The following is a 25,703-nucleotide window of genomic DNA, read 5'->3' as shown; positions in this document are numbered from 1 at the left end:
TAACTGTTCTAGTAATTCCATATTTACGAGATTAAATATGATTTATGTCATTCTTGAAAATTGGAATTAATGTATATGATTGGCACATACAAAAATCACTTATTTTTTTATCCGTCCAAAGGGGGCTTGAACAAATGCCGACCACGATGGTTATCGACTGTTGCAAAGAGGATCAGTGCAGAGGTAGTTCCAGATGCTTTTACAGAAAAATTTGTGAACTTTATCTGAGCGAGGTATACCGTTTCTGTATGCATTTAGTCAAGAATCAGTCTTGCTTTACATTTATGGCAGAAGAATGTACACAAGATACTTTTGTAGCGGCAAGACAGCAACTGGTCAAGCTCAAACAACACCCCAATGTAAAAGGTTGGCTGTACCTCACGGCTAAAAATCTTATATATAAATCATTTAGGTGCTACTATACACAAAAAAAGCATGAAACTACGCTTGAATGTGAGAAGATCTGTAGTTATTCAAATTCGGTAGAGGAGGAGTGGGAAAATCGTAGATTGGGAGATGTGGATACGGTTATCGTTAATATACTAATGCAGCTTTCCAACAATGAATATACGCTCTATGAAGACTACTTTTGTCGACAACTGGCTGTGCCCTTCCTTGCTGTCAAATATAATATTTCGGTTACGGCTACAACGACTCGAATCTATAGACTGAAAAGAAAACTTCGTACATTGTCCCATCAATATTGCCTAACTCATATATAAATTTATCCATGAAAGCAAAAAAGCGGAGCCCCTCTCCCAAAGGGAAGCTCCGCTGTCCGTTCTTGTGACTATGAATTGTATTCACACTACACGATTACTTAATCCCCGAAATCGTATAGTTCTCAATAATATACTTTTGGAAAACAATGAAGATAATCATGATCGGAACGACCATGAAGGTCGAACCTGCCATTTGCAGGGCAAATTGGCTTTCGTTCTGTCCCTTAAGCAGTGACAGTCCGACGGACAAGGTGTACAGCTTCTCATCGTTCGCAATAATGAGTGGCCACAAGAAGCTGTTCCATCCGCCGATGAAGGTCAGGATGGCCTGTACTGCGATAATTGGCGTCGAAATGGGCAGCACAATTTGTAGAAAAGTGCGGAATTCCCCTGCTCCATCCAGACGTGTCGCCTCCAGCAGTTCTTCCGGGATATCGGACATGAACTGCCGGAACAGGAAGATCGCGAACGCGCCTACCAATCCAGGCAGGACAATCCCCAGCATGGAATTGGTCAATCCCATCTGGTTCAGAATCAAATAGACGGGAATCATCGTCACTTGACCTGGAATCATCATCGTTGCTAGTACCAGATAGAACAGAAACCCTTTGCCTTTAAATTGGAATTTGGCAAAGCCATAACCCGCCATGGCATTCAGGAATAATCCGAAGAAAGAAGCTAAAACAATGATCAGCGTATTCGTCAGATAGGTTCCAAAAGCCATGCTATCGAATAGTAATTTAAAATTATCCAGTGTAAAATGCTGCGGCCAGATGGTCGGGGGAATTTGGGTTACCTCGCCCTCAGTCTTAAAGGAGGATAAAATCATCCACGCAAAAGGCAGCACCATCAACAGACCTCCCACGGTCAGGAGAGTCGCCACGAACCATTGAAATGTTTTTTCACCACTGCGCGTATTGGCGCGGGCTTGCTGAACAGCTGTTTTCACGTTCATCACCTCTCTCTATCAGGACTCCGCTTTATTTTGCAAACGGAACTGAATCAGCGTCACCGCAATGATTGCGAAGAACAGAATGAACGATCCCGCCGCGGCATACCCGAATTTACTAAATTGGAAGCCGTTATTGTAAATGAACAGGGATGCCGTCAGTGTGCCATCGAGCGGTTTCCCTTTGGTCATGACAAACGGTTCCTCGAAAAATTGCAGCCAGCCGATCATCGTTGTGATGGACACGAAGAAAATAGCGTAACGAAGCTGCGGAAGCGTAATATAACGAATTTGCTGCCATGTATTGGCACCGTCAAGCTGAGCCGCTTCATAATAAGAACCCGGAATCCCTTTAATAGCCGCAATAAAGATAATCATGTTTAAGCCGATGCCCCGCCAAACTGCTAACACAATTAACGAAACTTTCGCAACTGTTGGATCGGTCAACCATGGGACGGGACCTAAATTCATCAAACCAAGTACATAGTTGAATAATCCAAGCGTCGGATTATACAAGTAGCTCCAAACGACCGCGACCGCAACTACATTCGTTACGGACGGTAGATAGAACACGACGCGGAATACTTTGAAAGCACGTGATTTACCCATGTTAATCAGAATCGCGATGCTAAGCGAAAATATCAGCACCAACGGAACACCTATGATGACGAAGAACAGGGTATTACCAAGGGACTTTATAAAGGAAGGGTCCAATAGTACGTTTGTATAATTTTCGAGACCTATAAAGCGAATACTATCATAATTAACGAGTCCGGACAGATCCATATCCGTGAAGCTGATCACGAGCGCCAGTAGTATCGGCAACAGCGAAAACAGCGTTAACAGGATGATGGAGGGACCGATAAACAAGTATGGCGCAAGCTTCTGCGAGCTTCCTTTCATGCCTTCACTCCCTTTGACAATGGCGGATATGGATCATTATTTTTTCATAATACTTGCAGCCTGCTGATTAAAGTCATCCATTTCCTTTTGTACATCGGCATGACCGCGGTAAATACGCTCGAAGCTCTTGATAAATTGTTGAGAAACCTCTTCCCATGCAGCCAGTTGCGGCAATGCTGCGGAATGATCTAGCTGTTTGCGAATCGTCCGAAGCATCGGATCACTCTTCAGTTTGGCATCTTCCCACGATTTAGTAGTCGCAGGCAAGTTACTGGACAGATCCATCCATTTCAGCTGCGTTTCTGGTTTGCTCATGTAAGCCAGGAATTTGGCTGACTCCTCTGGATGCTTGCTGAATTTCATAATTGAAAGGTTGGCACCACCCAAAACGGACAGGTTGTTTACTTTTCCAGGAAGCTCCGCTATATTCCACTTACCTTCCAGTTCTGGTGCCTTGCTCTTGATTTCTTTAATCATGAAAGGGCCGCTGATAAACATTGGAACGATCCCCTCGCCTTGCAAACCTTGAACGGAGTCAATTCCAATATCCACTGCGTTAGAGCCATTTTGGAAAAAGGTATTTACATACTTCACAGCATCTACAAACGGTGGTTGGTTGAACAGCGGATTGCCCTGCTCGTCAACCAGTTTGGAACCGTTCTGGAGAGCAAACATAAAGCCCATAGACTGCTCCTTTGCACTAAAGGAGATACCATATTTGCCTTTGCCCCGAGCCGCCAGCTTTTGGGCAGCATCGGAAAGCTCTTCCCACGTTTTAGGTGCTTCATTATATCCGACTTGTTTCAGCAGGTCAGAACGGTAGAACAAAACTCTCGTTTCAGTGTACCAAGGCACACCGACCGGTTTTCCTTCAAATTTTGTCGTACCTACAGCACCCTCGAAGAAATTCTTCGATTCCAGCTCAGGATACTTGCTGATATAAGGGGTAATATCCGTCAATGCACCCGCAGACGCAAGTTCTGGAACCCATGATGTACCTAACTGAACCACGTCCGGACCGGATTTTGAAGCAACTGCTGTCAGCAGCTTATCGTGAGCGTTATCCCAAGGCAACGCCTGTACCTCAACATGAATATCCGGATTTTCCTTTTCAAAACCTTTCACAATTTCAGGCAGCAGCTTTCCTTCCGCTCCCATACCCCATAAGGTGATGGTCGTCTTGCCACTCGCATCTTTGCCAGACGAATCATCCTTGGACGAGCAGCCCACCAGCGCGCCCCCCAGTAATAAGGTACTTGCCAAAATGATCCCTAACGTTCTTTTCATCATACGAATTCCTCCCGAGATGACCGGTTTACCGATCATGCAATATGATAACGGATTCAAATACGAGGACTTTGCAAAAATTCAATAAGCAACTTCCAATGAACATTATATAGAACGAAATGGTTTAATTCGTCCATATATTGCACTTTGAAACGACAAGAATCGAATTTTGTAAAATCCTGATGCATGTAAATACCTAGCGATTAAAGCATACCGCTATAACACTTATGTTCAAAGCACAAGGACCATACCCTTCAATAGAAACGTTTCGATAGTCATTATAGAACAAATTGAAACCGTATTCAATAGGAATATTATTTTTTATTTGTTCAGAATACCAACTTTTTTTCATATATATCATCTTTATTACGTTATTTAACCTATGAAAAGACCCTGAATTGGATTTGACTCTGTATTTGAAAGCGTATATAATCCAACTGAGTTCAATAATAGAAACGTTTCGATTAATAATACGACAGAACATTATGCTTCTATACTAGCTATTAGCCTTTTTAGCACTTTTTTGAATCATCTTTATCCAAAAAATCTCATGAATCTGAAAAAGAGAGCTGTCCACCAACAATACAGCTTATGGAGGATTATGATGGAACAACACCTGAATTCCTATTTAGAAAGCATGACGCTTGAAGAAAAAGTTGATCAACTGCTACAGCTTGTAGGTGCCTTCTTTGAAGAAGCGGGAACAGATAGTCAAATTACCGGCCCTATGGCTTCTCTTGGCATCACAGAGAAAAATGTCCATAACGTCGGTTCCGTGCTTGGCATCGCAGGGGCCAAGGAAGCAATTCGTGTTCAGCAGGCTCATTTGAGTAAAAACCGTCTGGGTATTCCGCTTTTAATTATGGCAGATATTGTACATGGCTTCAAAACGATTTTCCCTATACCGCTGGCTATTGGTTGCTCATGGGATATGCGGCTGGCAGAAGAGAGCGCTACCATTGCTGCCCGCGAGGCGGCTGTATCCGGTGTTCACGTCACATTCGCCCCTATGGTCGATCTGGTGCGTGACCCGCGCTGGGGCCGTGTGATGGAATCTACTGGGGAAGACCCTCATCTCAACAGTCAATTTGCCCGTGCGTTTGTGCGCGGATTTCAGGGTAAAGATCTGACGAACGATACCGACCGGGTGGCCGCATGCGTGAAGCATTTTGCCGCATATGGAGCTGGTGAAGGCGGACGGGATTACAACACTGTAGATGTATCCGCATGGCAGCTGCGAGAGTATTATCTCCCCTCCTACAAAGCTGCCTTAGATGAAGGCTGCGAAATGGTGATGACGTCCTTCAATACCGTAGAAGGCGTAGCCGCAACGGGCAATAAGCGCCTGATGCGTGATTTGCTTCGTGATGAATGGGGCTTTGATGGTGTACTCATCTCGGATTGGGCCGCCATCAAGGAGCTTATCCCTCACGGCATCGCCGAGGATGAGCGCGAGGCAGCGAAGAAAGCACTGCTGGCTGGCGTAGATATTGAAATGATGACCTCCTGCTATAACGGGCATCTGCCTGAACTGGTTCGCAGCGGACAGCTGGATGAAGCGCTCATTGATGAAGCAGTAATGCGTATATTGAAGCTCAAGCAAAAGCTGGGCTTGTTCGAAAATCCGCTACGCGGCGCAGACCCTGAGCGTGAACGTGAAGTTGTGTTCTGTGAAGCTCACCGTACGGTTGCCAAAGAATTAGCTATTAAATCTTGCGTGTTGCTCAAAAATGATTCCGTTCTTCCATTGAATCGCAATCAACATATTGCGTTGATCGGGCCTTTTGCAGAGAGTGGTGATATCTTGGGCTCTTGGTCGTGGAGCGGTTCGCAAGAGGAAGCTATTCGCGTTGTTGACGGGTTCCAATCGAAAATATCCTCCTCGCTGCTCACGGTTGCGACAGGTTGCTCTATCGACGATATAACTGAGGAGCAATATGCAGAAGCTCTGCAAGTTGCCAGCCAAGCAGAGGTTATCGTGTTGGCGCTTGGAGAGCGCTCGGATATGAGTGGTGAAGCAGGCAGCCGTTCCAATATTCGCCTGCCACAAGCCCAGTTGGAACTGGTGAAGCGCCTGAAGACGCTGAACAAGCCTATGGTAGCCGTATTATTTAATGGTCGTCCGTTGGATCTGCACGGTGTTATTGAAGAAGCAGACGCTGTACTGGAAGCCTGGTTCCCTGGTGGCGAAGGCGGCGCGGCGATTGCCGACTTGTTGTACGGTGATGCCGAACCTACGGGTCGCCTGACCATGTCATTCCCGCAATCGGTCGGACAGGTGCCCGTGTACTACAATCATTTTAATACAGGACGCCCGCAGTTAGATCCGAATACAAAAGAACGTTATGTGTCTCAATATCTAGACGTACCGAACGAACCTTTATTCCCGTTTGGCTATGGACTGAGTTATACCGATGTCGCTTATGATAGCGTACAGCTTTCCGGCGATACCCTTATACCTGGTCAGGAACTGACCGTGAAAGTGCAGGTAACGAACACAGGAACACGTCCAGTCGAAGAAACCGTCCAGTTCTATGTTCGTGATATCAGCGGTGATACGGTTCGCCCAATGAAAGAACTGAAAGATTTCTGCAAAGTCCTTCTTGCCCCAGGCGAAAGCCGGGAAGTGGAATTTGCATTGACCGAGCCTCAGCTGCGCTATCATCATGCAGATTTGAGCTTCAGCAGTGACAGCGGTGAATTTGCCGTCTTTACAGGACCTAACAGCCGAGATACCAGCGAAAGCCGTTTTCGGTTAGTGAAATAAACAAGAAAGTGAGGCGTTCCCTTTGATGAATACAAGTCTGGATCAAAATATTTTGCTGCGGGCCGGCGACCTGTCTTTTACCTTCTTGAGCAGCGGTGATGTGTATAAGATCGCCCATGGCTCAACGATGATCAACCAGCTGTTGACCAATTCAGTCGATGGTTCCCTGAACAATCTGTACTTGAGATTGTACCGTCCATCCGGTGTAAGTATCACTCCCCTGCTTGGAGTTCGCTCACCGGGAGTCATCCGACAAACAGATCAGCAGATTATTTGGGAAGGTTTCACCGCTGGTGTAGGCTATCAGGTGACCTTCACGCTAAGCCGCCTGGGAGTATGGTTCTGGGATGTAACCCTACAGGGCGATGACGTGGAAGCAGATGTCGTGTACGGTCAGGATATCGGCATTGCCGATACCGCTGCTGTACGCAGTAATGAAGCTTATTTGTCTCAATATATTGACCACACCGTCTACCATAATGAACAAAGAGGCTATACTGTTTGCTCACGTCAAAACCAGCCTCAAAGTCAGACATTCCCATACATTCAACAAGGCTCGTTAACCCGCACTGTTGGTTACTCGACTGACGGTTTTCAGTTCTTTGGACTATCGTACAAGGAAACGAATGAGCCGGAAGCACTCCGTCGCGACTCGCTCGCCAATGAAGTATGCCAATACGAATTCGCCTATACCGCATTGCAGTCCGAGCGAGTGGAACTTGCCGGGGAAGCTCGCTTTACTTTTTACGGTCTTTTCCAGCCCAATCATCCAGCCGCAGTGACAAAGCTGGAGTATCAGGAACTGGTGACAAAGGCACGCGACGAAGTAACTGCCGTTCTAGCAGACGCCTCTGAGACCAGCATACCGACACACGCGGCAAGCGATCTTCAGGCAGGGCGTGTGGCTCCAGCTCAAACCATCGGTGAGCCGCTGCGTACGCTGGACTTCACCGATGCCGAAGTGAATCAACTTTTCCCCAAACGGCAGGAAGAAGAATGGGATGGCAATAAACTCCTTTCCTTTTTCACGGACAGCTATGAGCATGTTGTACTCAAATCCAAAGAGCTTCGTGTAGAGCGTCCCCACGGGCACATTTTAATGGGCGGGCATTACTCAGGAGGTAAGGAAGAAACCATTACAACCACCTCCTATATGTACGGAGTGTTCAATTCCCAGCTCGTAATCGGCAATACGAATTTCAACAAAATGATTACCAACGCGCGTAATGCGCTCAATATTCCCAAGACATCCGGTCAGCGCATTTATGTCGGAATCCAAGGGAAATACCGCCTGCTCACGATGCCTTCCCTGTTCGAGATTGGCTTTAATTATGTGCGCTGGTACTACAAAACGGCTGACGATACATTCATTATTACAAACTATACGAATGCCGATAGCCCAGAAGTACGGCTTCACATGCGTGCGGCAAGTGGCAAAACCTATCCGTTCCTCATCACTCAGCAAATGTCTATGCATGTGAACGAATATGAGCTTCCGTTTCATATGGAACGTGAAGGCGACGCCTTACTCTTCCGGGCAGACTCTGCTTCCCTAAGTGCCGAAGCCTATCCCGACCTGCTGTACCGAATGCACATAGAAGGCGCTCCATTACAGCATGTGAGCGACGCTCACGCACTGCTACAGGGTAATGCTTCCCCTGATGCATCTCTGGTTGTGCTAGAGCTGGGTGACAGCAGCGAATGGACCTGCACCGTGCAGGGTTGGCTGAATGGACTTTCAGCCGGGCAAGAATCAGCACACAAAGAGCGTCACGCTTCCTTTGAAGATGAGCGCGAGCACTATCGGGCATATTTTGCCGAGCTTATGAACGGTTTCCATCTATCGCTGGGTCAACATGAAACAAGCGAGCTGTTCCGTGTGAACGCAGTGGCTTGGTGGTACACCCATAATATGCTCGTTCACTATTCTGTACCTCACGGTCTGGAGCAATACGGCGGTGCAGCCTGGGGAACACGCGATGTGTGTCAGGGGCCTGTGGAATATTTCTCAGCTGTGCAAAAGTTCGATGAGGTTCGTTCCATTCTGCTGACTGTCTTCAGCCATCAGTACGAGGACAGCGGAAACTGGCCGCAATGGTTTATGTTTGACAACTATACTCACGTGCAGCAAGAAGAAAGCCATGGGGATATTATCGTCTGGCCGCTCAAGGTACTGGGCGATTATTTGACCGCTACCCGTGATTACAGTATTCTGGAAGAAAATGTACCTTACACCCATCGACATACTTTCGATTATACCAAGCAGACCGCGACTCTCATGGAACATGTCCTGAAGGAAATCGAATACATTCGAGATAATTTCCTGCATGATACGTATTTGTCGGCCTATGGCGACGGCGATTGGGACGATACCCTCCAGCCAGCCAATGCACAGCTGAAGCAATACATGGCGAGCAGCTGGACGGTTGCACTCACCTACCAAGTTATTAGTAACTTTGCTGCAGCTTTGGAGCAGGCCCCCGCGGGTGTAGTAAGCGAAGCCGACAAGATTGCACAAGATCTACATCAGATGGCCAATGGCATCCGTAAAGACTTCAACCGCTACATGCTGGAGAGCGGAATTATTCCGGGCTTCGTGTATATGGAAGAGCCCGGTCAACCTAAGCTGATGCTCCATCCGTCTGACACTGAGACGGGAATCCATTACCGCTTGCTGCCGATGACGCGCAGCATGATCAGCCAGCTGCTCACGCCTGAGCAAGCATTGGCTCATGAGCAACTCATCCGTGAGCAGTTCCTCTGCCCGGATGGTGTGCGTCTGATGAACCGTCCTGCACAGTATGATGGCGGTGTGAGCTCGCACTTCAAGCGCGCAGAGCAAGCGGCCAACTTTGGACGTGAAGTCGGGCTGCAATATGTGCATGCCCATATCCGCTTTGCGGAAGCGATGGCCAAGTTGGGACGCAAGGATGACGCTTGGCATAGCTTGAAGCTCATCAATCCGGTCGGCATCCGTGCGTCCGTACCGAATGCCGAATGGCGCCAAAGCAACGCCTATTTCAGTAGCTCGGACGGTAAATTTAATTCCCGCTATGAAGCACAGGAACGGTTTGGTGAACTGCGTGAAGGAGCTGTACCCGTCAAAGGCGGTTGGAGAATCTATTCCAGCGGTCCGGGAATCTATATGAATCAGCTGATATCGAATGTCCTTGGTGTTCGTCAGTCAGGCGAAGACCTGATCCTGGACCCTGTGCTGCCGGATCATCTCGACGGATTGGAATTTAAGTTTTCCTTTGCAGGGAAACCGATCACCTTCGTCTACCGTATGTTGCAAGAGCATACTGGCGGTGAGCAGGGCCGTGTAGTATTGAATGGAACACCACTGGAAAGCGAGCCAGCCGGCGATAATCGCTACCGCTCCGGTGCCTTACGCATCAAACGCGAGGTTTTCGAGCAGACGTTAGCAGAGCATGATGGTGTACATCGTCTGGAGATTATTTTATAAAGAGTTTTTGATGCTAATCTGGTATAGGCAACAAAGGGATGGCGATCTTGCGGGATCGCCCTTTGCTGCTTAGGTGTAGGACTACGACATTTGGAATAGATATGTGGTTAATAATGAATATACAATAGCAATGATAAGACGGACGACAAGGAGGTGACGATGTGGTCAGCATTAAAGATATCGCCAAACAGGCGGGCGTTTCCATATCTACCGTTTCATATGCCTTGAATGGTAGCGATAAGGTAACAGAAGAAACTTGCGCACGTATTTTAGCCATTGCCAAAGAGCTTAACTATGTGCCCAATGCCGCCGCACGTAATCTCAAGAAAAGGCAGACCAAAATTATTGGCGTTTTCCTAACTGATTTTCGTGGAGACGTTTATGGAGATTTACTGTACGGCATCAAGGAAATTTTGAACCGCAAGGGCTATGATCTCATCGTATGTAGCGGTAAGCAGTCTCACCGAATGCTGCCGGAACGCATGATTGACGGCGCCATTGTGCTGGATCAGACGTTTGAAAGTCAGGAGCTACTGAACTACGCCGAGCGAGGACATAAAGTTGTCGTGTTGGACCGTGAACTGAATCATCCTAACATTAACCAGGTGCTGCTGGATAACAAAGCAGGCGCCGCTCTCGCCATAGAACATCTATTGGAATTGGGACACCGTAAGCTTTATGTGGTTACCGGACCAGAAGGTTCTTACGATTCATGGCAACGGATGCAGGCGGTCAAGCAGACCATTGAGCGTAGCGGCGTCGCTGAAATGATTGAAATTTACGGCGATTTTGAGAAATCGGGCGGCGAACAGGCGGCGGAAATCATTTTGCAGCAACAAGTTGGCCCGGGTTTGGAACCTGTAGCCGTATTTTGCCTCAATGATGAAATGGCAGTGGGCTTTTACAATCGAATGGCTCAGTCAGAGCTGACGATTGGCAAGGATATTCATATCGTCGGCTTTGATAATATCGAGCTGGCGCAATATATTCAGCCCCGTCTGACAACGATTGACTACTCCAAACGTAAATGGGGCGCTGTAGCTGCCGAACAAGTTCTCAAAATCATTGCCGGGGAAGACGTGGAGCATGAACGTTTATACGTTACGCTTGTCCAAAGAGAATCAGCAGGCGCAGTATTCATCACCCAAGATCAACAGAATCTGTGATGAGCAACGCACAAGTAACCTGCTCGCCGACCTCCAAAAAAAGAACTTCCACAGTCCCAGTACACGGGTTGGAAGTTCTTTTGGTTATACTTTTTAACCTAACAAGTCCTCAATTGAATTCGACAACGACCGTAAGGGATTACCAACCGTTTGCCCCGTCTCCAGCTCCACTTGTAACGCAGCATCAACCATAGACAACTGTGCTACAGCCAGCCCTCTGCTTGGATCAGCCTCCCTTAGCTCATACAGCGAACGAACCAGCAGTTCCTTATACTCGTCTTCACGTCCCTGCATAATCAATTCAAAAGCGTCCTCCACCACCTTGACCTCTATCCAATAAGAGATATCTGGTTTGCCTAACAGAGCAGCCGTATGATAAAGACGCTTCATCGTTCCCTCTACAGTAGCCGGATTCGTGAATACCAAGGTCCGTGGCAGCAAACCATCGCATATCTCATGAAAAAAGGGCTCATCCAGCGCAATTACTGGTGTAGACAGGGGCAATTGAGCCTTTTCTGCCAAAACAATATAATTCGTGCACGTTATCAAAATAACGTCTATGTCGCTTTGAGCAATCCATCTCAGTTGCTCTTCTACCTTGCGACTGGCATCGTCCGCAGAAAAATGCGGGTCTGACGAGATCCGGCGCATAAGCCCAGGGTCCACAAAATGTATCAGCTCCACCTCATAAGAAGCAAAAGCTCGTTCCACATAGGCTATGTTCGAGTGATGTGCATGCAGGCAGCCCACACGTTGCTTCAAGCCTTCCATCGTCCAACCTCCTGTTATAAGTTTGCATCATTTTAACAGGAAGAGGACGATTAGGAAAGCATGCCAATCACGCCATACCACAAATGCACTTTCTTAAAACTTGCCGTTTGTATTTTTCCACTCTGTTTTAGCTGGAACCTCCTGAACTACGTCCCAATGTTCCGCTACCTTGCCGTTCTCTACCCGGAACAGATCATAGACAGCGGCTGAAGTTCCCTTAGACGATGTCAATTCACTCACAACCAGCACAAAGTTGCCTTCTCCAATGACCATGTGAACCTGATCATATCCAAAGGGAGAACCCTGGCTTCCCGCTGCGGAAAATGCTTGTTTCAAATTGGATACACCGTCACCAAAAAGAGGATTATGCTGAATGTAATGGTCACCGTTATAGTAGCTTTCCAATGCAGCACGATTTTTGCCAACCAGGACATCATCCACAAACTTGCGGATCAGTGTTTTGTTCGTCTCAGTTTGGTTGAGATCCGTGATCTGTGTTGTTCCGTCAATCATGGTATGTCCGCTTGGATTGGCTGGAGCCGAGTCCTGTATGTTGTCCCAATGCTCGACAATTTTACCGTTGCTATCGAAGCGGAAAATATCAAACACAATGCTCGTTTTCCCTGCAATGGACTTTTTATAATGAACCGCTACATAATTGCCATCCTGAATAACACGTTGGATTTCAACCTGTACATTGGCTCCCTTCAATTGGCTAATCCCTTGCAGCAAGGCATCTCTCCCGCTAGCAAAGCTCAGATTGTGCTGAATGTACTGATCCTTGCTGATCCAAGTCTCGGCCGCTTTCGTATTTCCGGTTTCAAAGCTTTTCAGAATCTCTATAACCTTATCCTTATTACTCACCCCGATTTGCACCGTTTTGCTGGTCGGGTCCCAAATCACTTGCTTGCCCCATGCTTCTTTGATGACATCGACCGGTACATAGGTTACCCCTTGTTTAGTCAAGATGGGTGAGGTGGACAGCGGTACCTTAATCCCGTTGATTTGCGCTTCCGGGCTGCCCGACACCAGTACAACCGTCGCCTGATCATAACGAATGGTTGTGCTTTGACGCGCCGTATTGAACGTAATATGCTTGGAATCCAGTGGAATCCCCAAACTGGAAGCCAATTGTCTCAAAGGAATCAAAACCTGCTGATTTTCCACGATAGGAGCAATCTTGTAAGCCTCTTTCTTGCCATCTACCCAAACCTGGATACCTGTAGCGGGTTTTGCTTCGGCCGCCAAGGCCGGTACAGCAGAAGATAGCACGAGCAAACCAGCGAGTGCGGCAGTAACCGTATGTTTTTTCATGAATGTGAACCCCTCTCAACATGTAAAATAAAATGTGGAAAACATTTTCCCTTTATGTAACTAATATAGTTACACCTAATCGCAAGAAGCAACTTTTCCCCGCCTATCTAACTTTAAACCCCATTTAAATCTTTTGAAACCTCAATAACCCTCCTTTCAAAAATTTATAATTGTACTGCTACAATGCAAGCCACAAGCCTTAGAATAAAGGATATGGGGAGCAATAACAATGTGTGATAACTTGCTAATGCCAAAACTCAAAAAAAGCGGCTCCTATCGCCAAGCGAATGAACGCTTTTTGAATAGTAAGCCGCTGTGTTAACCCCATTGCTATTGTTATACGGATAACGTCCTCCGAAACTTGATAAAGCTCCCGATCCGCCAGATTGAGATATACACCAGTGCCATCGTAATCGCCAGCATGCTAATTTCGGTCGTACCCAAACTACTGAGATACTGGGTCAAAACGACGCGAATCAAGATAATAGCGATAATAATATATTTAAAATATGGGTTCGGCTTGGGATAAATAAGACCGTCATCCCGTCTTTCATACGCTGTATGCAGCAAGATAACATAGCCAAACAGAGCCCCTAATAGCCCGGCAGCCAGCAGTTCCCAAAAGGCGGGGGGCGCGTACGTTTGACCGGGAATATGCATTAATTGGTACACAGACATCATCATAAGCGGGAATGCGATAAACAAGGGGAGGAGAATCCGGGTTCCGTTTCCCTTTATCGGCCCCCTTCGTCTCTTGGTTCTTAACCAGATCATCAGGCCCACCAGAACAGCTACCAATGCATATATGAATATCGTCGTCATGGTGTAACTCCTTCCTCATAGATCATATGGATACGCTAGTCTAAATCGACAGCTTTTTGTCCAACAAATAAGCGTTCAAGCGGATTAATATATACGCAGCAATCCAACTGATCAACACCGCAACCGGGAAATGCCAGGTAAAAGAAAACCACTGTCCTGTCTGAGCATGATCAAACTGCTCATAAAGCCCATGATCGCCCGACCAATAAAAGACACTCCCGCCACCCATCAAAAGAATCCACAGTATCGGGCTAAGCGGCCGCAAGGTACTGTATTTGGTACTGGCAGTCAGAAGGCCCAGCGCAATAACAAAAGGTGTGAAAGCGATAATCAGCACAAACCAGTTCAATCCAGCTATAATAAAGGACGCTGCATCCGCGAGCGTATAAGGCTGTATCGTTGATGAGATGAACAATGCGTACAGAGAACCCACCACAAACAGGAACAATATCACGACAATGGTTTGTAGAATTGCCGCAATCCATTTGGCGCTAATCAGCCACATGCGCGGATAGGGAAGGGTCAGCCACCATCCGTAGGTGTCATTTTCCCATTCTCGTCTCAAACTTCCCACACCCATGAAAATGATCATGTACGGCAAGCCCAGGGTCACATACCACAGCCTTGTCAATTCCAGTTGGTTGTGAAGCGCGAAGTACAAGGAAATAGCGAACGCCGCAATGAGAAATAGTGAGAAATACACAAGTCTCCACGATCTCGGTAGTCGATTGCGGCTCTGTTTTCTCCAGCTTCCTTTATTTCGAAATTCATGGCGTATTAAATCTTTGAACAGCCCTGATGAATTCACGCCTTCCACTCCTTTTTGTACAAATTGCGGAACACCTGATTCAGCGAGCCATGCTCTGCACGCAGATCATCCGAATCACCAGACCATAGGATCCGTCCGCGGCCCATCATGACCGTGTAGTCAAACAAGCCTTCCACTTCCTGAATATCATGCGTGCTAATGAGTATAGATTGCTGCCGACCCTCCAAATAATCAATAATCCCGGCCACAATCGCCTCTCTGGAGAGGACATCAATACCTGCGAACGGTTCATCCAGAATCATGAGTGGAACCTCACGTGCCAGACATAAAATCAGTAGCACACGCGCCTCCTGCCCGCGACTCAACCCGGCCATTTTCAGCTCCAACTCCACGTCCATATGATCAGCAAGTTTATAGGCATCTTTTATATTGAAGCCAGGCAAAAAGGACTTCCCCCATTCCAGCGTCTGCTGAACTGTATGATTGGGGTACCAGCGTGCCCGGTCAGGAAGATAGGATATATCCCGGTTGGTTTCCCAACCAGGCTGTCGGCCCAACACCTGAAGCTCGCCCCCATCTGGCTGAATCAATCCAGTGATCGCTCGAAAGAAGCTGGACTTCCCACAGCCATTGGGTCCAAGCACGCCTACTATGCGTCCTGCCGGAATGACAACATCCAATTGATCCAACGCTTTTTTACTGCCATATTGCTTCACCAGATGATTCGCAACCACAACAGACTCCGTCATGCTTTATCGCCTCCTTCCTTCTCATTTCCGTCCTGTTTGCTTCGTATATACTGCTGAACATCTCCCCAGGATAGTCCCAGGCTGCTCATTTGTCCGAGAAACTGATCTATATACGTCATAGCCAGTTGTTCCCGAAAGCTAGCAATCCGCTCACTGGATGACGTAACATAAGTGCCTAGACCACGCCGTTTCTCAGTCAATCCGTCCCGCTCCAGCTCCTGATACGCTCGCATCACGGTATTCGGATTCATGCGTAATTCCTGCGCCAGATCACGAACAGACGGCATTTTGCTTCCCATTTCGATCTCCCCTTTAGCAATGGAGCTTCGTACTTGATTTAATATTTGTTCATATAATGGCTGGCTAAAATCAATTAAAAATCGGAACGAGCCAACCCGTTGTTCTTCCATGGGTGTTTCCCCCTAATCGGCTGAATCTTTCGTGCCTGTAGTGTATTATATCACTTAATACACATAATACAAGTACTCTATTAGCCAAAATGTCAGTTAGTCACGCTCTCCAAATTCATTCAGTAAATGCTCAGCTTACACTCAGATAGCATTCAAGTTGATCCCTTATGATGTACCACGTACCAAACACCCCATTACTGAAAGGTGGAAAATGAAGATGAAGAGCACCAAAAAAGCAATTTTAGCTGGAACGATGGCGTTAGCATTTTTAGGAGGCGGAGCACTGTACTCCACAAGCGCAGCTCATGCTGCTTCCACTACACCTGAGAAGGCTCCCCTTGCAGACAAAGCACAGGCACCTAAGGGTAACCCAGGCGATGCTAACGGCCCTAAAATCGCAGGAGGAAACTATGCTGAGAACAAAGCTCTCCTGAAATTATTAAAATTATCCTCCAGTCAATTGGATACACAGCTGAAAGCAGGTAAATCCCTTGCTACAATCGCCAAAGCACAAGGCGTAAGTGTAAATTCTGTTATTGATGTGATGGTTTCGGATATGAAAGCGAAACTGGCTACGGAAAAACAAAACGGTAAAATTACAGCAACCGAATATAACCAACGCGTTTCTAATCTAAAACAAATGATGACAGATATGGTGAATGGCGTGAAACCATCCAAGCCACCAGTAGATGGCGGTAAAGCGGATGCAGGTAAAACTCCTGCTCAAGGAGATGCCAAGGCTCCTGCTAAAACCAATACAGCTAAAGCCTCTACTAAGCAGAAATAGCTACAGCTCCCGTTTGGGTACATCCACTCATGTATAATAAATCTCCGTCCGGCTTCCCTGTACGGATAGAGACGACAATAAGCCTGTCCCCTGCTGCGATACAACAGAAGGAGACAGGCTTATTTATCATGTAAATAAGATAATATGGTAGACTAACATGATCCAGAATTCATTTTTCACTCTAATCCATAAAAAGGAGAATGTAATGAAAATAAATCAACAGGAATTTGATGTGCAAGGAATGCGCTATACGGTCAGATCTGCCATGATTCAAGATGCGAAGAATTTGTCTGAAATCCGTTTGCTGATTGATGGAGAGACTGAAAATTTAGACAGAGAGAAGGGAGAAGCATTTATAAGTACATCCGGTTTTGAACAGCTCATCGAAACGGATACAGAGAATAACAGAAACCTATTTTTAGTTGCAGTAGTTCATGATAAAATCGTCGGATTTTCAAGATGTGAGGGCCATGTTCTGAGCAGATTCTCTCATAAAGTTGAATTCGGCGTATGTGTACTAAAGGATTTTTGGAGTTACGGGATCGGGACGAATCTTTTAAAAAAATCTATTTCCTGGGCTGAATCCAATGGCATCAAGAAAATGACTCTACAAGTTTTAGAAACGAATGATAAAGCCATTGAGCTTTATAAAAAACATGGTTTTGAAATCGAAGGGTTATTAAAAAACGATAAGGTTCTTTCAGATGGCAAATACTACAACACCATTATCATGGGGAGATTTCATAAATAAAAAAAGACCCTGTTCAACAGGATCTTTCATCTTCGTATCAATCACTTACCCTAGTAGCGATAATCATCATAAGGATTGCGATTACGATACTGATCACGCGGCTGCTGAGCTGCGGTAATCATCAAAAATATGCCTGAGAGCAAATGCATCAACCAGCCCACAATCGGAATCCATCCAATAACCGAGGTCACGATCCCTAAAATAGATCCATAATAAGACTCTCTATTCGTCACCGATAGTACCAACGTAACAATGTGGAAAATCAGCATAAAGAACAATATAGTATACGCGGAATTTACGACGAGTAGCCCGCCTAAAACGGGAATAGCTAAAAATAGCTCCAATCCGCCTGTAATCCATTTTAATGTTTTTGATGGTGTCATTGTTCCACTCTCCCGATGCTGTTTCATTCCATAATTATATCCTATCCCTATACAGGATGACATACATTTTTTAACATACTATATGCTTATATCGTGACAGTCCCATCCCTTTCTCGAATGAGCTAAGCCCTGGCTACATATATGTGAGAGAGAACGAAATTCCGTGATTTCTAAAGGGGTGAACACGATGGGATATTATATTGAGGTGGAACGCGGCGTGAAGCTGTATGTCGAGGATATTGGAGAAGGCATCCCTGTTCTGATGGTGCACGGCTGGCCGCTGGATCACCGAATGTACGAATACCAGGCCGCCTTGCTGCCTGCTTACGGGTATCGCTGTATTCAGATCGACCTTAGGGGGTTCGGCAAGTCTGATCGACCATGGCATGGATACAATTATGATCGATTGGCAGACGATCTGCTGGCTGTGATGCAGGCACTTCAGTTAAATCAGGTACGGCTGATCGGGTTTTCCATGGGGGGAGCTGTGGTTACACGCTACATGAGCAGACACCGGGGATTTGGTGTCAATCAGTTGATCCTGATCGGAGCAGCTACGCCTCGATTCACCCCAACCAGCGACTTTCCTTATGGTACTCCTGTCACAGAGGTAGATAAACTCATCAAACAAGCCTATACAGATCGTCCACAACTGGTAACTTCTTTTGGCGAAATGTTGTTTGCTAATCCCGTCAGCCAGAGCTTACGCGACTGGTTACGTGACCAGGGCTTTGCGGCAACAGTTCATAGCATGGCTTGTACTTTGTACTCACTACGTGACTCTGATTTGCGCCCTGATTTGCCATGTATACACGTGCCCACCTGGATTCTACACGGCAAGCTGGATCGGGTCTGTCCTTTCCCCCTGGCTGTCCAAACTCAAAAAGGAATTGCCGGATCAAGACTTATTCCTTTCGAACGAAGCGGCCACGGTGTGTTTTACGAAGCGCTACCCGAATTTAACTCTATCCTACTGAGCATACTAGCCCCATCCTCCGCACATAATTGAAAACCTGTTCATCCTTATGTATAATTTATATTTATAAAAAACAAAAAAGACGCCTCAGCGCCGTTAATGGCTATGGGGCATCTTTCACTACAAACATTTATCCGCTTAGGATTGTTTGGTATGGTTGAAGCTCGTATTATTTAAAACAGCCAGCTTTTTCTCGCCCTTCACCATGGCAGAACCGCAAATGGGGCATGTCGGCTCGACAGAAAAAGCGAAGTTATCTCGCATCCAGCCGTTACATGTATCGCTGGCGCAATTCCAGACAGTTGTAATTTCCTCAGGAATCTCATCCATTGGCTTTTTCCGTGAATTGTACATAAACATCCCTCTTTCTTCATGATTTATAAAGCGATAAGATGTAATCAGTTCAAAAACGGTCTTATGAACAGATAAAAACAAATGCCCCAAACGCTATGTTCGGGGCATCTGAAGTAGGCTGTAATTTAAAATTACAGTTTTACAACGTTCTCAGCTTGTGGTCCACGGTTTCCTTCAACTACGTTGAATTCTACGCGTTGGCCTTCGTCCAAAGATTTGAAACCTTCGCCTTGGATTGCGGAGAAATGTACGAATACGTCGCTTCCACCTTCAACCTCGATGAAACCGAAACCTTTTTCTGCGTTAAACCATTTAACTGTACCTGTTTGCATGGAATTACCTCCAAAATGTATTTATATGACCTTTATTTTTTACAAATAAAAATTCACATATTGCACAAGGTTATTTCAACCTAAAACAATAGCCCTCTACAATATGCGAATCTCAGGTCACAATCTCAATATACTCATATTACCATAAGTGTATTGAAAACGCAAGCACTGGTGAATTTAATTTATGCAGAGTGCTTATGTTCTCTATTGCTGCTTCAAAGCTGTGTTCATTCGGTGGGAGCGAGTCATTAACGCCTACTTAAAACATTATATCCGCAGTTGCTACCTATTATACCAGCAATCAAGAAATAAATATACAAAACATTGCGCAGGAGACGAACTTCTTAATAAAAGCCCATCTCCTGCGTTTATTTGCTTATTTTGAACTACAATTCTGCCAGTGCTTTAATTTCCTCTGCTGTCAGCGCTTTGTTATACAATTGAACTTCATCCAGGCTGCCATTGAAGTAAGCATCGGCGGCAAAGCGGCTTTTGCCGAGATAAGCCTCGCTCGTCAGCAACTCATTGGGATTAAAGGTAATACCGTCATTAACAGCTACTTCCTCACCATTTACATACAATTTCCCTGTATTCCCTTCCAGTGTAACCGCTACATGTGTCCACTGGTTTAGCGGTAATGATGATTTGGAAAGCAAGCTTTGATCCGTACCTTCATGGATTGTAAACTGGAGTACACCGCTACCTTGGGAAGGGGTAAGAAACATATGCCGGGCTTGGCCGTTGCCGAAGTCAAAAATCCGTTGCCAAGCTGCACCGCCCTTCCAGTTCACCCAAGCGGAAAAGGTAAAATCCTTCGCATCTGTTACTGTATTTGGTAGTTGCACGTAACCATCCTTACCGTTTAGGACAAGCGCACCGCCAAGCTTCCCGTCTTTATCCCATGCAGCACCACCATAGGTCTTACCATCAAATTGATTGTATGTGCTGTCGACAACCGTAGTTCCTTGATCTTCATTCCACGAATAGCGTGCGAGCTGAGGACCTTGGGCCTGCCCGGGAACAATGGCTGTAAAGCTTTTCTTAGCGGTGGCTTTGTCCTTTTTAATGGTCGCCGTCAATGTAACTTTTACAGGCTGAGAACCGGCTTCTGGACGGTATACATCACCTGTCACAGAAATATTCTCCGGGTGGGTGGACTCCCATGAAATAGTGGTATCTTGTGCTGCTTGAGTAGGTAGCGTCAGATTATAAAGAACATTGCTCGTATCGCCCAGACTAAGGTCCTTCTGCACAGCAGTTACAATCTTGCTGGCCTTCAGGTCAGGCTTTAGCGAACCCCATACCGCAACACCCTTGGAGGACAACGCGGTAAAAGCAAGCGTCTTGGCACCTGTGTCTGGATCACGGTGCCGCAGGAATACACCTTTGTACTTCGTGCCCTCTGCTGTAATTTCCAACTGATTGTCTGCCCCCAACTTCCATGTACCGTTCACTCCACCAGACAGTTTGCCACCGCGATCCAGATTGACGATAACAGCTTGCTTAATATTTGCCGAAATTTCCTTTCCATGATTTACATACGAGTATTGACCGAGGACATCCTTTTCTGACAGCCTTTTCAGTGAATCCTCATCTCCCGAATAACGATAAGGAGCAACCACAGGCCAACCGTCAGCGTTCATGAACATTTCATGTACCCGCACTTCAAACTGTTCGCCTCTCCCAGGGAAACGTGAATGAAAAATGACAAAATGCTTTTTCGTCTTGGGATCATAATAAGCCGAGTTGTGTCCGGGCGACACATAGCCTGCACCCAGTCCTGTACCCGGATCACCAATTTCTCTTGGAATCAGGTAATTACCTATCAGTTTGACACCGTATGGTTCAATGGAAGCGTCATCAAAAAGTGGTTTGTCCGGATTCGCCTTGACCTTGATCATATCGTTGCCTTCAGCATCGTAGAAAGGACCATCCGGTGTTTTGGACCGAGCCACCCGCAGGTTGTATCCGCCATCCGCTGACAATCCACCATACGATAGGAACAAGTAATAGTAGTCCGTTTGCGGACTGTATTGTATGTACGGCCCTTCCATACGAGCATGGTTGCCGCCTGTCAGCTTTTTCCCGTAGCCTTGACCTGGGAGCGGCTTCCCTGTTTTTTCATCCATCTGCATAATGAAGATGCCTCCTGAGTAGGAGCCATATACCATCCACAGCTTGCCGTTCTTATCGTAAAAGGTGTCCGGGTCCACGGCGTTCGGATGCTTGGTTGCGTCATAGATCGCCCCATCCTCACTCGGTTGGTCCCACATACCGGATTTTAGAAAAATCCCTTTATTCTTATACGGCCCTTCAATTTTATCAGCAACTGCTAGGCCCATTGCTGAACGCGGGGAATCACCTTTACAAGCGTTATAATACATATAGAACTTGCCATCTGCCAGTTGAATGACATCAGCTGCCCACAGCGTGTCTGTCTGCGCCCAATCCAGTGCTTCCTTTAATTCTTCTTTAACGTTGGGAATTAATGCATTACCATTTGCCACTCCTGTAGCAATCGTATCCCAATTCATGAGGTCTTTGGACTTGGCAGCCGCAAGATGGGAGCCAAAAATGTAAAATGTGTCTTTCACTTTCAGGATGGATGGATCATGTACGGAAGTCTCCTTGAAGGAAACGGCCTTTTTACTTTGGATTGAAAGGTTCCCCATATCTTGAGCCTGAAGGGAAGTTTGACCCACACTTTGAGCCTCAACTGTATCTAAATTGAGTGTTTGCTCGGCGCCTACCAAAGAAGCAGGCAACAACAGCGCACCTGCGAGTGAAGCTGCCGTTACTTTACGAACAAATAAATGCTTCATAAATTAATCTCCTCTCGTTTTGAACATCCCTGATAACATAAAACAATTTTGGGAAAGCGGTCAGGATTATGTTTGTATTAACTTCTTTCCCCTCGAATTTAAAGTTACTTATCCCTCCTGTCCAATTTAAAGCGCTTTCAATAGATTTGAAAAATAAAAGCACCTTCTGTTAAGAAGGCCTATTCAAACCTGACGGTTAACCGTACCTCTATATTATTCAATGGATATGGAAAATTCAATATGTAATTTTATATTTTTATAAATTATTCACTGTATTATTAATTATAATAAATGTATTGCTTTAATTCCTAGTTTAAAGTTATAATTTGACAAGTAAAATTCTATATGTTACCTGCCGATATATTTAAAAACAACTGTTTTATGATGATTATAATACAAATATTTACATTTTATGAGGAGGTGAAAATATATGCAATGGTATTTAAACGGATTAAAAAACTATGTAGGATTCCAAGGTAGAGCAAGACGTACCGAATATTGGATGTTTGTTCTATTTAGCGTAATTGCCAGCTTTGTAGTCAGCCTGATCGATAGTCTTGTAGGCTTATCACCGGTATTGACTTTGATTTATTCTCTTGCTGTCCTGTTGCCATCCTTGGCCGTTATGGCCCGTAGACTGCATGACACAGGTAGAAGCGGATGGTGGATTCTAATCAGTCTGATCCCTCTCGTAGGGTCAATTATTTTGATTGTATTCTTCTGCCAAGACAGTCAGCCTAGCGACAATAAGTATGGAAAAAACCCTAAATTGTAATGGTTGTAGATGTCTAAAACCTCTTTCACTTTTGTGAAGGAGGTTTTTTTCATATCCGGCAGAATCCAAAGGGTAAATTACTTCCATTATTCACATCCATGAATTTTTTTAGCTTTACCTGTTTACATTCTCCTCTTTTAGTTTATTTTAAACGAGTATTAAGCTGGCACTAAGATTGGGTGTGTATGATGTATATTAGAATCTGGTAACTACATAAGCCGGATCGGCTAAAGGCATAAACATTACTCCCGTTGGATATCCATATAAGGCTCCACTCTGTCAGAAATTGAATGAAACACAAAGGAGATTTTACACTTATGAATCGAAAACGAATGTTGGTCATCTGTACACTGTTGCTGGCGTTGTCTATTGGGCAATCTTCTACTTGGGGAAGTCGGGCTAATGCTGCTACACTGGCTCCAGAGAGAGCCCCTCAGGTACAGGATAATGAAGCTTCCAAGGATGATGAACTGTTGAAAACATTGGGCGCATCCTCGGATGAGCAATTATATGAAGCGTTGTATAACGGTCAAACCTTGGCAGATATTGCACACACCAATAATCAGGATGCACAGGCTGTCGTTGATTTACAAGTAGCTCAGTTAACGGAGCAGTTGGATCAACGACTGGCTAATAAGAGCATTACGCCTGAGCAATATCAAGCCCATAAAGCAGAATTGACACAAGTCGTTGCTAAAAGTGTGTTCGGGCTGTAAGTCAGTGACGTACGTGGCCAGCTAAACGCCGTAGTTCATGACACCCTCAGAGGTGCTTATTAATTCATGTCAAAAAGGCGCTCCCCCGACGGGATGGCGCCTTTTTGCTGTCTATATTTTGTTGTAAATTACACTTGGTATACTCGGATCAAGTTAGTGGTGCCCGCCTCAGCGACTGGAACACCCGCCGACAGGACTACAGTGTCACCTTTATGGATATATCCTGCATTCAGAGCGTTACGGATGGAGGATTCGAACATTTCATCCGTTGTAGCTACTTTATCCCCTTTGATCGGGAACACACCGGATAACAGGCAAATTTTAGCGAATACCGTATTATTCGGAGTAACCGCAATAATAGGCGCCTTCGGACGATATTTGGATACCATACGTGCCGTGAATCCACTGGCAGTCGAGGTAATAATCGCTTTGGCATCCAGCTCCAGAGACGAACTTACCGCACCCTGACTAATCACTTCGGTAATGTTGGTGCTCTGACGTGCTCTGCGCTTATCGAACTGCTCCTGATAATCCAATTGTGATTCTGCACTGGCAGCTACCGCAGCCATGGTCCGTACAGACTCGACAGGATATTTACCTGCAGCAGATTCGCCCGACAGCATAACAACATCGGCTCCTTGCATAACGGCATTAAACACGTCACTAACTTCAGCTCTCGTCGGACGCGGGTTCACCTGCATGGATTCCAGCATGTGGGTAGCTACGATAACGGGCTTGCCGACCAGATTACACTTGTCGATCATTTCTTTTTGCATCACAGGCACATCTTGAATCGGCACCTCGACGCCCAGATCGCCACGGGCTACCATAATGCCATCGGAAGCTTCGATAATATCATCCAGGTTTTCCATGCCTTCAGCATTTTCAATTTTGGAATAAATTTGTACATGCTCAGCATGATGTCCCTTCAAAATCTCACGGATTTCACGGATATCGTCGCCTTTACGCACAAAAGAAGCCGCAATAAGCTCAACGCGCTGCTCCACCCCAAATTGGATGTGCCTCACATCTCGCTCCGTCACGCCTGGAAGGGTTGTATGAATCCCTGGCAGGTTTACACCTTTTCTCGGCTTCAAAATACCGCCGCTTACAATATTACAAATCATTTCCGTACCTTCGATGGAGGTTACAGTCAGATCAACCAAACCGTCGTCAATGAGAATGCGGTCACCTGGTTTGATGTCCTTCGGCATATCTGGGTAATTCACTGAAATACGATGCTCGTCCCCTAGAATCTCTTCTGTGGTCAGAATGAGCTGGCTACCTGGCTTCAGCAGACAAGATGCCTCTCTCAGCTTGCCAATCCGTATTTCCGGTCCTTTAATATCCATCATGACAGGGATAAAGGTATTCATTTCCTTCGCAGCCTGACGCACATTTTCGATACGCTTAACGTGATCTTCCAGCTCACCGTGAGCCATATTCAAGCGGGCTACAGTCATACCAGCCTGGATCATTTCTTTTAACAAATGAATGGAGTCACAGGCAGGTCCCATAGTACAAATAATTTTCGTTTTAAGCATAGTAATGTCATCCTCCTGAATGTCTTTACTGTATGGTTTTCTATTCCACTTTGCTTCTCTATCTACATTAAACTTATATGGCTCTATTCTACCTGTACCCGTGCACCAAGACTATGAACTATAGTATGATGAATGTACTACAGTATAATGAATGTTGAAGACATCGGG

General features: G+C 45.9%; 23 protein-coding genes. 9 read left to right on the top strand and 14 right to left on the bottom strand.

What is annotated here, in order from left to right; translation table 11 throughout:
* The first annotated feature begins 44 nt into the window (after positions 1–44).
* On the top strand, positions 45–722 hold the full coding sequence (locus MKY98_RS01540) for an RNA polymerase sigma factor (RefSeq protein ID WP_318628192.1): 678 nt from the start codon (positions 45–47) through the stop codon (positions 720–722).
* A 94-nt stretch (positions 723–816) separates the two neighbouring features.
* Here the strand turns inward: MKY98_RS01540 and MKY98_RS01535 are convergent, their stop codons facing one another.
* From MKY98_RS01535 to MKY98_RS01525, 3 genes are read right to left on the bottom strand one after another with little or no spacing between them, the layout of a single operon-like run.
* Positions 817–1,677 carry a carbohydrate ABC transporter permease gene (locus MKY98_RS01535; protein WP_370682672.1) on the bottom strand — a complete coding sequence of 287 codons (861 nt, stop codon included), beginning with the start codon at positions 1,675–1,677 and terminating at the stop codon, positions 817–819.
* 12 nt (positions 1,678–1,689) lie between these two features.
* Complete coding sequence (locus MKY98_RS01530) at positions 1,690–2,574, bottom strand: carbohydrate ABC transporter permease (protein ID WP_013308374.1); 885 nt, start codon at positions 2,572–2,574, stop codon at positions 1,690–1,692.
* 36 nt (positions 2,575–2,610) lie between these two features.
* Positions 2,611–3,864: a sugar ABC transporter substrate-binding protein gene (locus MKY98_RS01525; RefSeq protein WP_029516846.1), complete on the bottom strand. Its 1,254-nt coding sequence runs from the start codon at positions 3,862–3,864 to the stop codon at positions 2,611–2,613.
* Between the two features lie 601 nt (positions 3,865–4,465).
* On the opposite strand from MKY98_RS01525, the gene MKY98_RS01520 reads away from it, so the two are divergent.
* The 3 genes from MKY98_RS01520 to MKY98_RS01510 all read left to right on the top strand — a co-directional run bounded on the left by MKY98_RS01520 (position 4,466) and on the right by MKY98_RS01510 (position 11,260).
* Positions 4,466–6,628: a glycoside hydrolase family 3 N-terminal domain-containing protein gene (locus MKY98_RS01520; RefSeq protein WP_081317505.1), complete on the top strand. Its 2,163-nt coding sequence runs from the start codon at positions 4,466–4,468 to the stop codon at positions 6,626–6,628.
* 25 nt (positions 6,629–6,653) lie between these two features.
* Positions 6,654–10,094 (top strand): GH36-type glycosyl hydrolase domain-containing protein, encoded by a 3,441-nt coding sequence (locus MKY98_RS01515; protein WP_069010108.1) that lies wholly within the window; start codon positions 6,654–6,656, stop codon positions 10,092–10,094.
* A 161-nt stretch (positions 10,095–10,255) separates the two neighbouring features.
* Positions 10,256–11,260, top strand: coding sequence for a LacI family DNA-binding transcriptional regulator (locus MKY98_RS01510; RefSeq protein ID WP_029516849.1), 1,005 nt, complete (start codon positions 10,256–10,258; stop codon positions 11,258–11,260).
* A 93-nt stretch (positions 11,261–11,353) separates the two neighbouring features.
* On the opposite strand, the gene MKY98_RS01505 is transcribed toward MKY98_RS01510, so the two are convergent.
* From MKY98_RS01505 to MKY98_RS01480, 6 genes are all read right to left on the bottom strand, one after another.
* Positions 11,354–12,031, bottom strand: a complete 678-nt coding sequence (locus MKY98_RS01505) for a hypothetical protein (protein ID WP_069010110.1) — start codon at positions 12,029–12,031, stop codon at positions 11,354–11,356.
* Positions 12,032–12,124: 93 nt separating this feature from the next.
* A complete protein-coding gene (locus MKY98_RS01500; RefSeq protein WP_069010111.1) occupies positions 12,125–13,345 on the bottom strand; it encodes a stalk domain-containing protein in 1,221 nt (406 codons plus the stop codon).
* A gap of 336 nt (positions 13,346–13,681) precedes the next feature.
* Positions 13,682–14,167, bottom strand: coding sequence for a CcdC protein domain-containing protein (locus MKY98_RS01495; protein WP_069010113.1), 486 nt, complete (start codon positions 14,165–14,167; stop codon positions 13,682–13,684).
* A 40-nt stretch (positions 14,168–14,207) separates the two neighbouring features.
* The gene (locus MKY98_RS01490; protein WP_069010115.1) at positions 14,208–14,975 is read right to left on the bottom strand and encodes an ABC-2 transporter permease; all 768 of its coding nucleotides are present in this window, start codon (positions 14,973–14,975) and stop codon (positions 14,208–14,210) included.
* Positions 14,972–15,685: an ABC transporter ATP-binding protein gene (locus MKY98_RS01485; RefSeq protein WP_069010117.1), complete on the bottom strand. Its 714-nt coding sequence runs from the start codon at positions 15,683–15,685 to the stop codon at positions 14,972–14,974. The genes MKY98_RS01490 and MKY98_RS01485 overlap by 4 nt, the downstream gene beginning before the upstream one ends.
* The gene (locus MKY98_RS01480) at positions 15,682–16,095 is read right to left on the bottom strand and encodes a GntR family transcriptional regulator (RefSeq protein WP_029516855.1); all 414 of its coding nucleotides are present in this window, start codon (positions 16,093–16,095) and stop codon (positions 15,682–15,684) included. The genes MKY98_RS01485 and MKY98_RS01480 overlap by 4 nt, the downstream gene beginning before the upstream one ends.
* A 217-nt stretch (positions 16,096–16,312) precedes the next feature.
* On the opposite strand from MKY98_RS01480, the gene MKY98_RS01475 reads away from it, so the two are divergent.
* Entirely contained in the window at positions 16,313–16,882 is a 570-nt protein-coding gene (locus MKY98_RS01475) for a hypothetical protein (RefSeq protein WP_069010118.1), read from the top strand.
* A 205-nt stretch (positions 16,883–17,087) separates the two neighbouring features.
* Positions 17,088–17,633: a GNAT family N-acetyltransferase gene (locus MKY98_RS01470; RefSeq protein ID WP_039274247.1), complete on the top strand. Its 546-nt coding sequence runs from the start codon at positions 17,088–17,090 to the stop codon at positions 17,631–17,633.
* A 50-nt stretch (positions 17,634–17,683) separates the two neighbouring features.
* Here MKY98_RS01470 and MKY98_RS01465 read toward each other — a convergent pair whose 3' ends face one another.
* Complete coding sequence (locus MKY98_RS01465) at positions 17,684–18,016, bottom strand: hypothetical protein (RefSeq protein WP_029516858.1); 333 nt, start codon at positions 18,014–18,016, stop codon at positions 17,684–17,686.
* Between the two features lie 187 nt (positions 18,017–18,203).
* On the opposite strand from MKY98_RS01465, the gene MKY98_RS01460 reads away from it, so the two are divergent.
* Positions 18,204–19,025 (top strand): alpha/beta fold hydrolase, encoded by an 822-nt coding sequence (locus MKY98_RS01460; RefSeq protein WP_029516859.1) that lies wholly within the window; start codon positions 18,204–18,206, stop codon positions 19,023–19,025.
* Positions 19,026–19,130: 105 nt separating this feature from the next.
* Here MKY98_RS01460 and MKY98_RS01455 read toward each other — a convergent pair whose 3' ends face one another.
* From MKY98_RS01455 to MKY98_RS01445, 3 genes are all read right to left on the bottom strand, one after another.
* Positions 19,131–19,346: a cold-shock protein gene (locus MKY98_RS01455; RefSeq protein ID WP_013308357.1), complete on the bottom strand. Its 216-nt coding sequence runs from the start codon at positions 19,344–19,346 to the stop codon at positions 19,131–19,133.
* A gap of 131 nt (positions 19,347–19,477) precedes the next feature.
* Positions 19,478–19,678, bottom strand: coding sequence for a cold-shock protein (locus MKY98_RS01450; protein ID WP_007428290.1), 201 nt, complete (start codon positions 19,676–19,678; stop codon positions 19,478–19,480).
* Between the two features lie 386 nt (positions 19,679–20,064).
* On the bottom strand, positions 20,065–22,500 hold the full coding sequence (locus MKY98_RS01445) for a LamG-like jellyroll fold domain-containing protein (protein ID WP_069010121.1): 2,436 nt from the start codon (positions 22,498–22,500) through the stop codon (positions 20,065–20,067).
* Positions 22,501–22,930: 430 nt separating this feature from the next.
* On the opposite strand from MKY98_RS01445, the gene MKY98_RS01440 reads away from it, so the two are divergent.
* Positions 22,931–23,275, top strand: a complete 345-nt coding sequence (locus MKY98_RS01440) for a DUF805 domain-containing protein (RefSeq protein WP_069010123.1) — start codon at positions 22,931–22,933, stop codon at positions 23,273–23,275.
* Positions 23,276–23,592: 317 nt separating this feature from the next.
* The gene (locus MKY98_RS01435) at positions 23,593–23,991 is read left to right on the top strand and encodes a hypothetical protein (RefSeq protein ID WP_029516862.1); all 399 of its coding nucleotides are present in this window, start codon (positions 23,593–23,595) and stop codon (positions 23,989–23,991) included.
* Between the two features lie 128 nt (positions 23,992–24,119).
* Here the strand turns inward: MKY98_RS01435 and pyk are convergent, their stop codons facing one another.
* The gene (gene pyk, locus MKY98_RS01430) at positions 24,120–25,535 is read right to left on the bottom strand and encodes a pyruvate kinase (RefSeq protein WP_029516863.1); all 1,416 of its coding nucleotides are present in this window, start codon (positions 25,533–25,535) and stop codon (positions 24,120–24,122) included.
* Positions 25,536–25,703 lie beyond the last annotated feature (168 nt).

Origin of the sequence: Paenibacillus sp. FSL M8-0228 (assembly GCF_038007385.1) — a bacterium.
GTDB classification, from domain to species: Bacteria; Bacillota; Bacilli; order Paenibacillales; family Paenibacillaceae; genus Paenibacillus; species Paenibacillus polymyxa_D.
Note: the sequence above shows the minus strand (reverse complement) of the source record. Positions and strands in the feature narration are given on the sequence as shown.

Excerpts from the sequence above, each read along its gene's own strand:
- MKY98_RS01540 (WP_318628192.1), top strand. The coding sequence starts at position 45 with ATGTCATTCTTGAAAATTGGAATTAATGTATATGATTGGCACATACAA.
- MKY98_RS01535 (WP_370682672.1), bottom strand. The coding sequence starts at position 1,677 with ATGAACGTGAAAACAGCTGTTCAGCAAGCCCGCGCCAATACGCGCAGT.
- MKY98_RS01530 (WP_013308374.1), bottom strand. The coding sequence starts at position 2,574 with ATGAAAGGAAGCTCGCAGAAGCTTGCGCCATACTTGTTTATCGGTCCC.
- MKY98_RS01525 (WP_029516846.1), bottom strand. The coding sequence starts at position 3,864 with ATGATGAAAAGAACGTTAGGGATCATTTTGGCAAGTACCTTATTACTG.
- MKY98_RS01520 (WP_081317505.1), top strand. The coding sequence starts at position 4,466 with ATGGAACAACACCTGAATTCCTATTTAGAAAGCATGACGCTTGAAGAA.
- MKY98_RS01515 (WP_069010108.1), top strand. The coding sequence starts at position 6,654 with ATGAATACAAGTCTGGATCAAAATATTTTGCTGCGGGCCGGCGACCTG.
- MKY98_RS01505 (WP_069010110.1), bottom strand. The coding sequence starts at position 12,031 with ATGGAAGGCTTGAAGCAACGTGTGGGCTGCCTGCATGCACATCACTCG.
- MKY98_RS01500 (WP_069010111.1), bottom strand. The coding sequence starts at position 13,345 with ATGAAAAAACATACGGTTACTGCCGCACTCGCTGGTTTGCTCGTGCTA.
- MKY98_RS01495 (WP_069010113.1), bottom strand. The coding sequence starts at position 14,167 with ATGACGACGATATTCATATATGCATTGGTAGCTGTTCTGGTGGGCCTG.
- MKY98_RS01485 (WP_069010117.1), bottom strand. The coding sequence starts at position 15,685 with ATGACGGAGTCTGTTGTGGTTGCGAATCATCTGGTGAAGCAATATGGC.
- MKY98_RS01480 (WP_029516855.1), bottom strand. The coding sequence starts at position 16,095 with ATGGAAGAACAACGGGTTGGCTCGTTCCGATTTTTAATTGATTTTAGC.
- MKY98_RS01475 (WP_069010118.1), top strand. The coding sequence starts at position 16,313 with ATGAAGAGCACCAAAAAAGCAATTTTAGCTGGAACGATGGCGTTAGCA.
- MKY98_RS01470 (WP_039274247.1), top strand. The coding sequence starts at position 17,088 with ATGAAAATAAATCAACAGGAATTTGATGTGCAAGGAATGCGCTATACG.
- MKY98_RS01465 (WP_029516858.1), bottom strand. The coding sequence starts at position 18,016 with ATGACACCATCAAAAACATTAAAATGGATTACAGGCGGATTGGAGCTA.
- MKY98_RS01460 (WP_029516859.1), top strand. The coding sequence starts at position 18,204 with ATGGGATATTATATTGAGGTGGAACGCGGCGTGAAGCTGTATGTCGAG.
- MKY98_RS01455 (WP_013308357.1), bottom strand. The coding sequence starts at position 19,346 with ATGTACAATTCACGGAAAAAGCCAATGGATGAGATTCCTGAGGAAATT.
- MKY98_RS01450 (WP_007428290.1), bottom strand. The coding sequence starts at position 19,678 with ATGCAAACAGGTACAGTTAAATGGTTTAACGCAGAAAAAGGTTTCGGT.
- MKY98_RS01445 (WP_069010121.1), bottom strand. The coding sequence starts at position 22,500 with ATGAAGCATTTATTTGTTCGTAAAGTAACGGCAGCTTCACTCGCAGGT.
- MKY98_RS01440 (WP_069010123.1), top strand. The coding sequence starts at position 22,931 with ATGCAATGGTATTTAAACGGATTAAAAAACTATGTAGGATTCCAAGGT.
- MKY98_RS01435 (WP_029516862.1), top strand. The coding sequence starts at position 23,593 with ATGAATCGAAAACGAATGTTGGTCATCTGTACACTGTTGCTGGCGTTG.
- pyk (WP_029516863.1), bottom strand. The coding sequence starts at position 25,535 with ATGCTTAAAACGAAAATTATTTGTACTATGGGACCTGCCTGTGACTCC.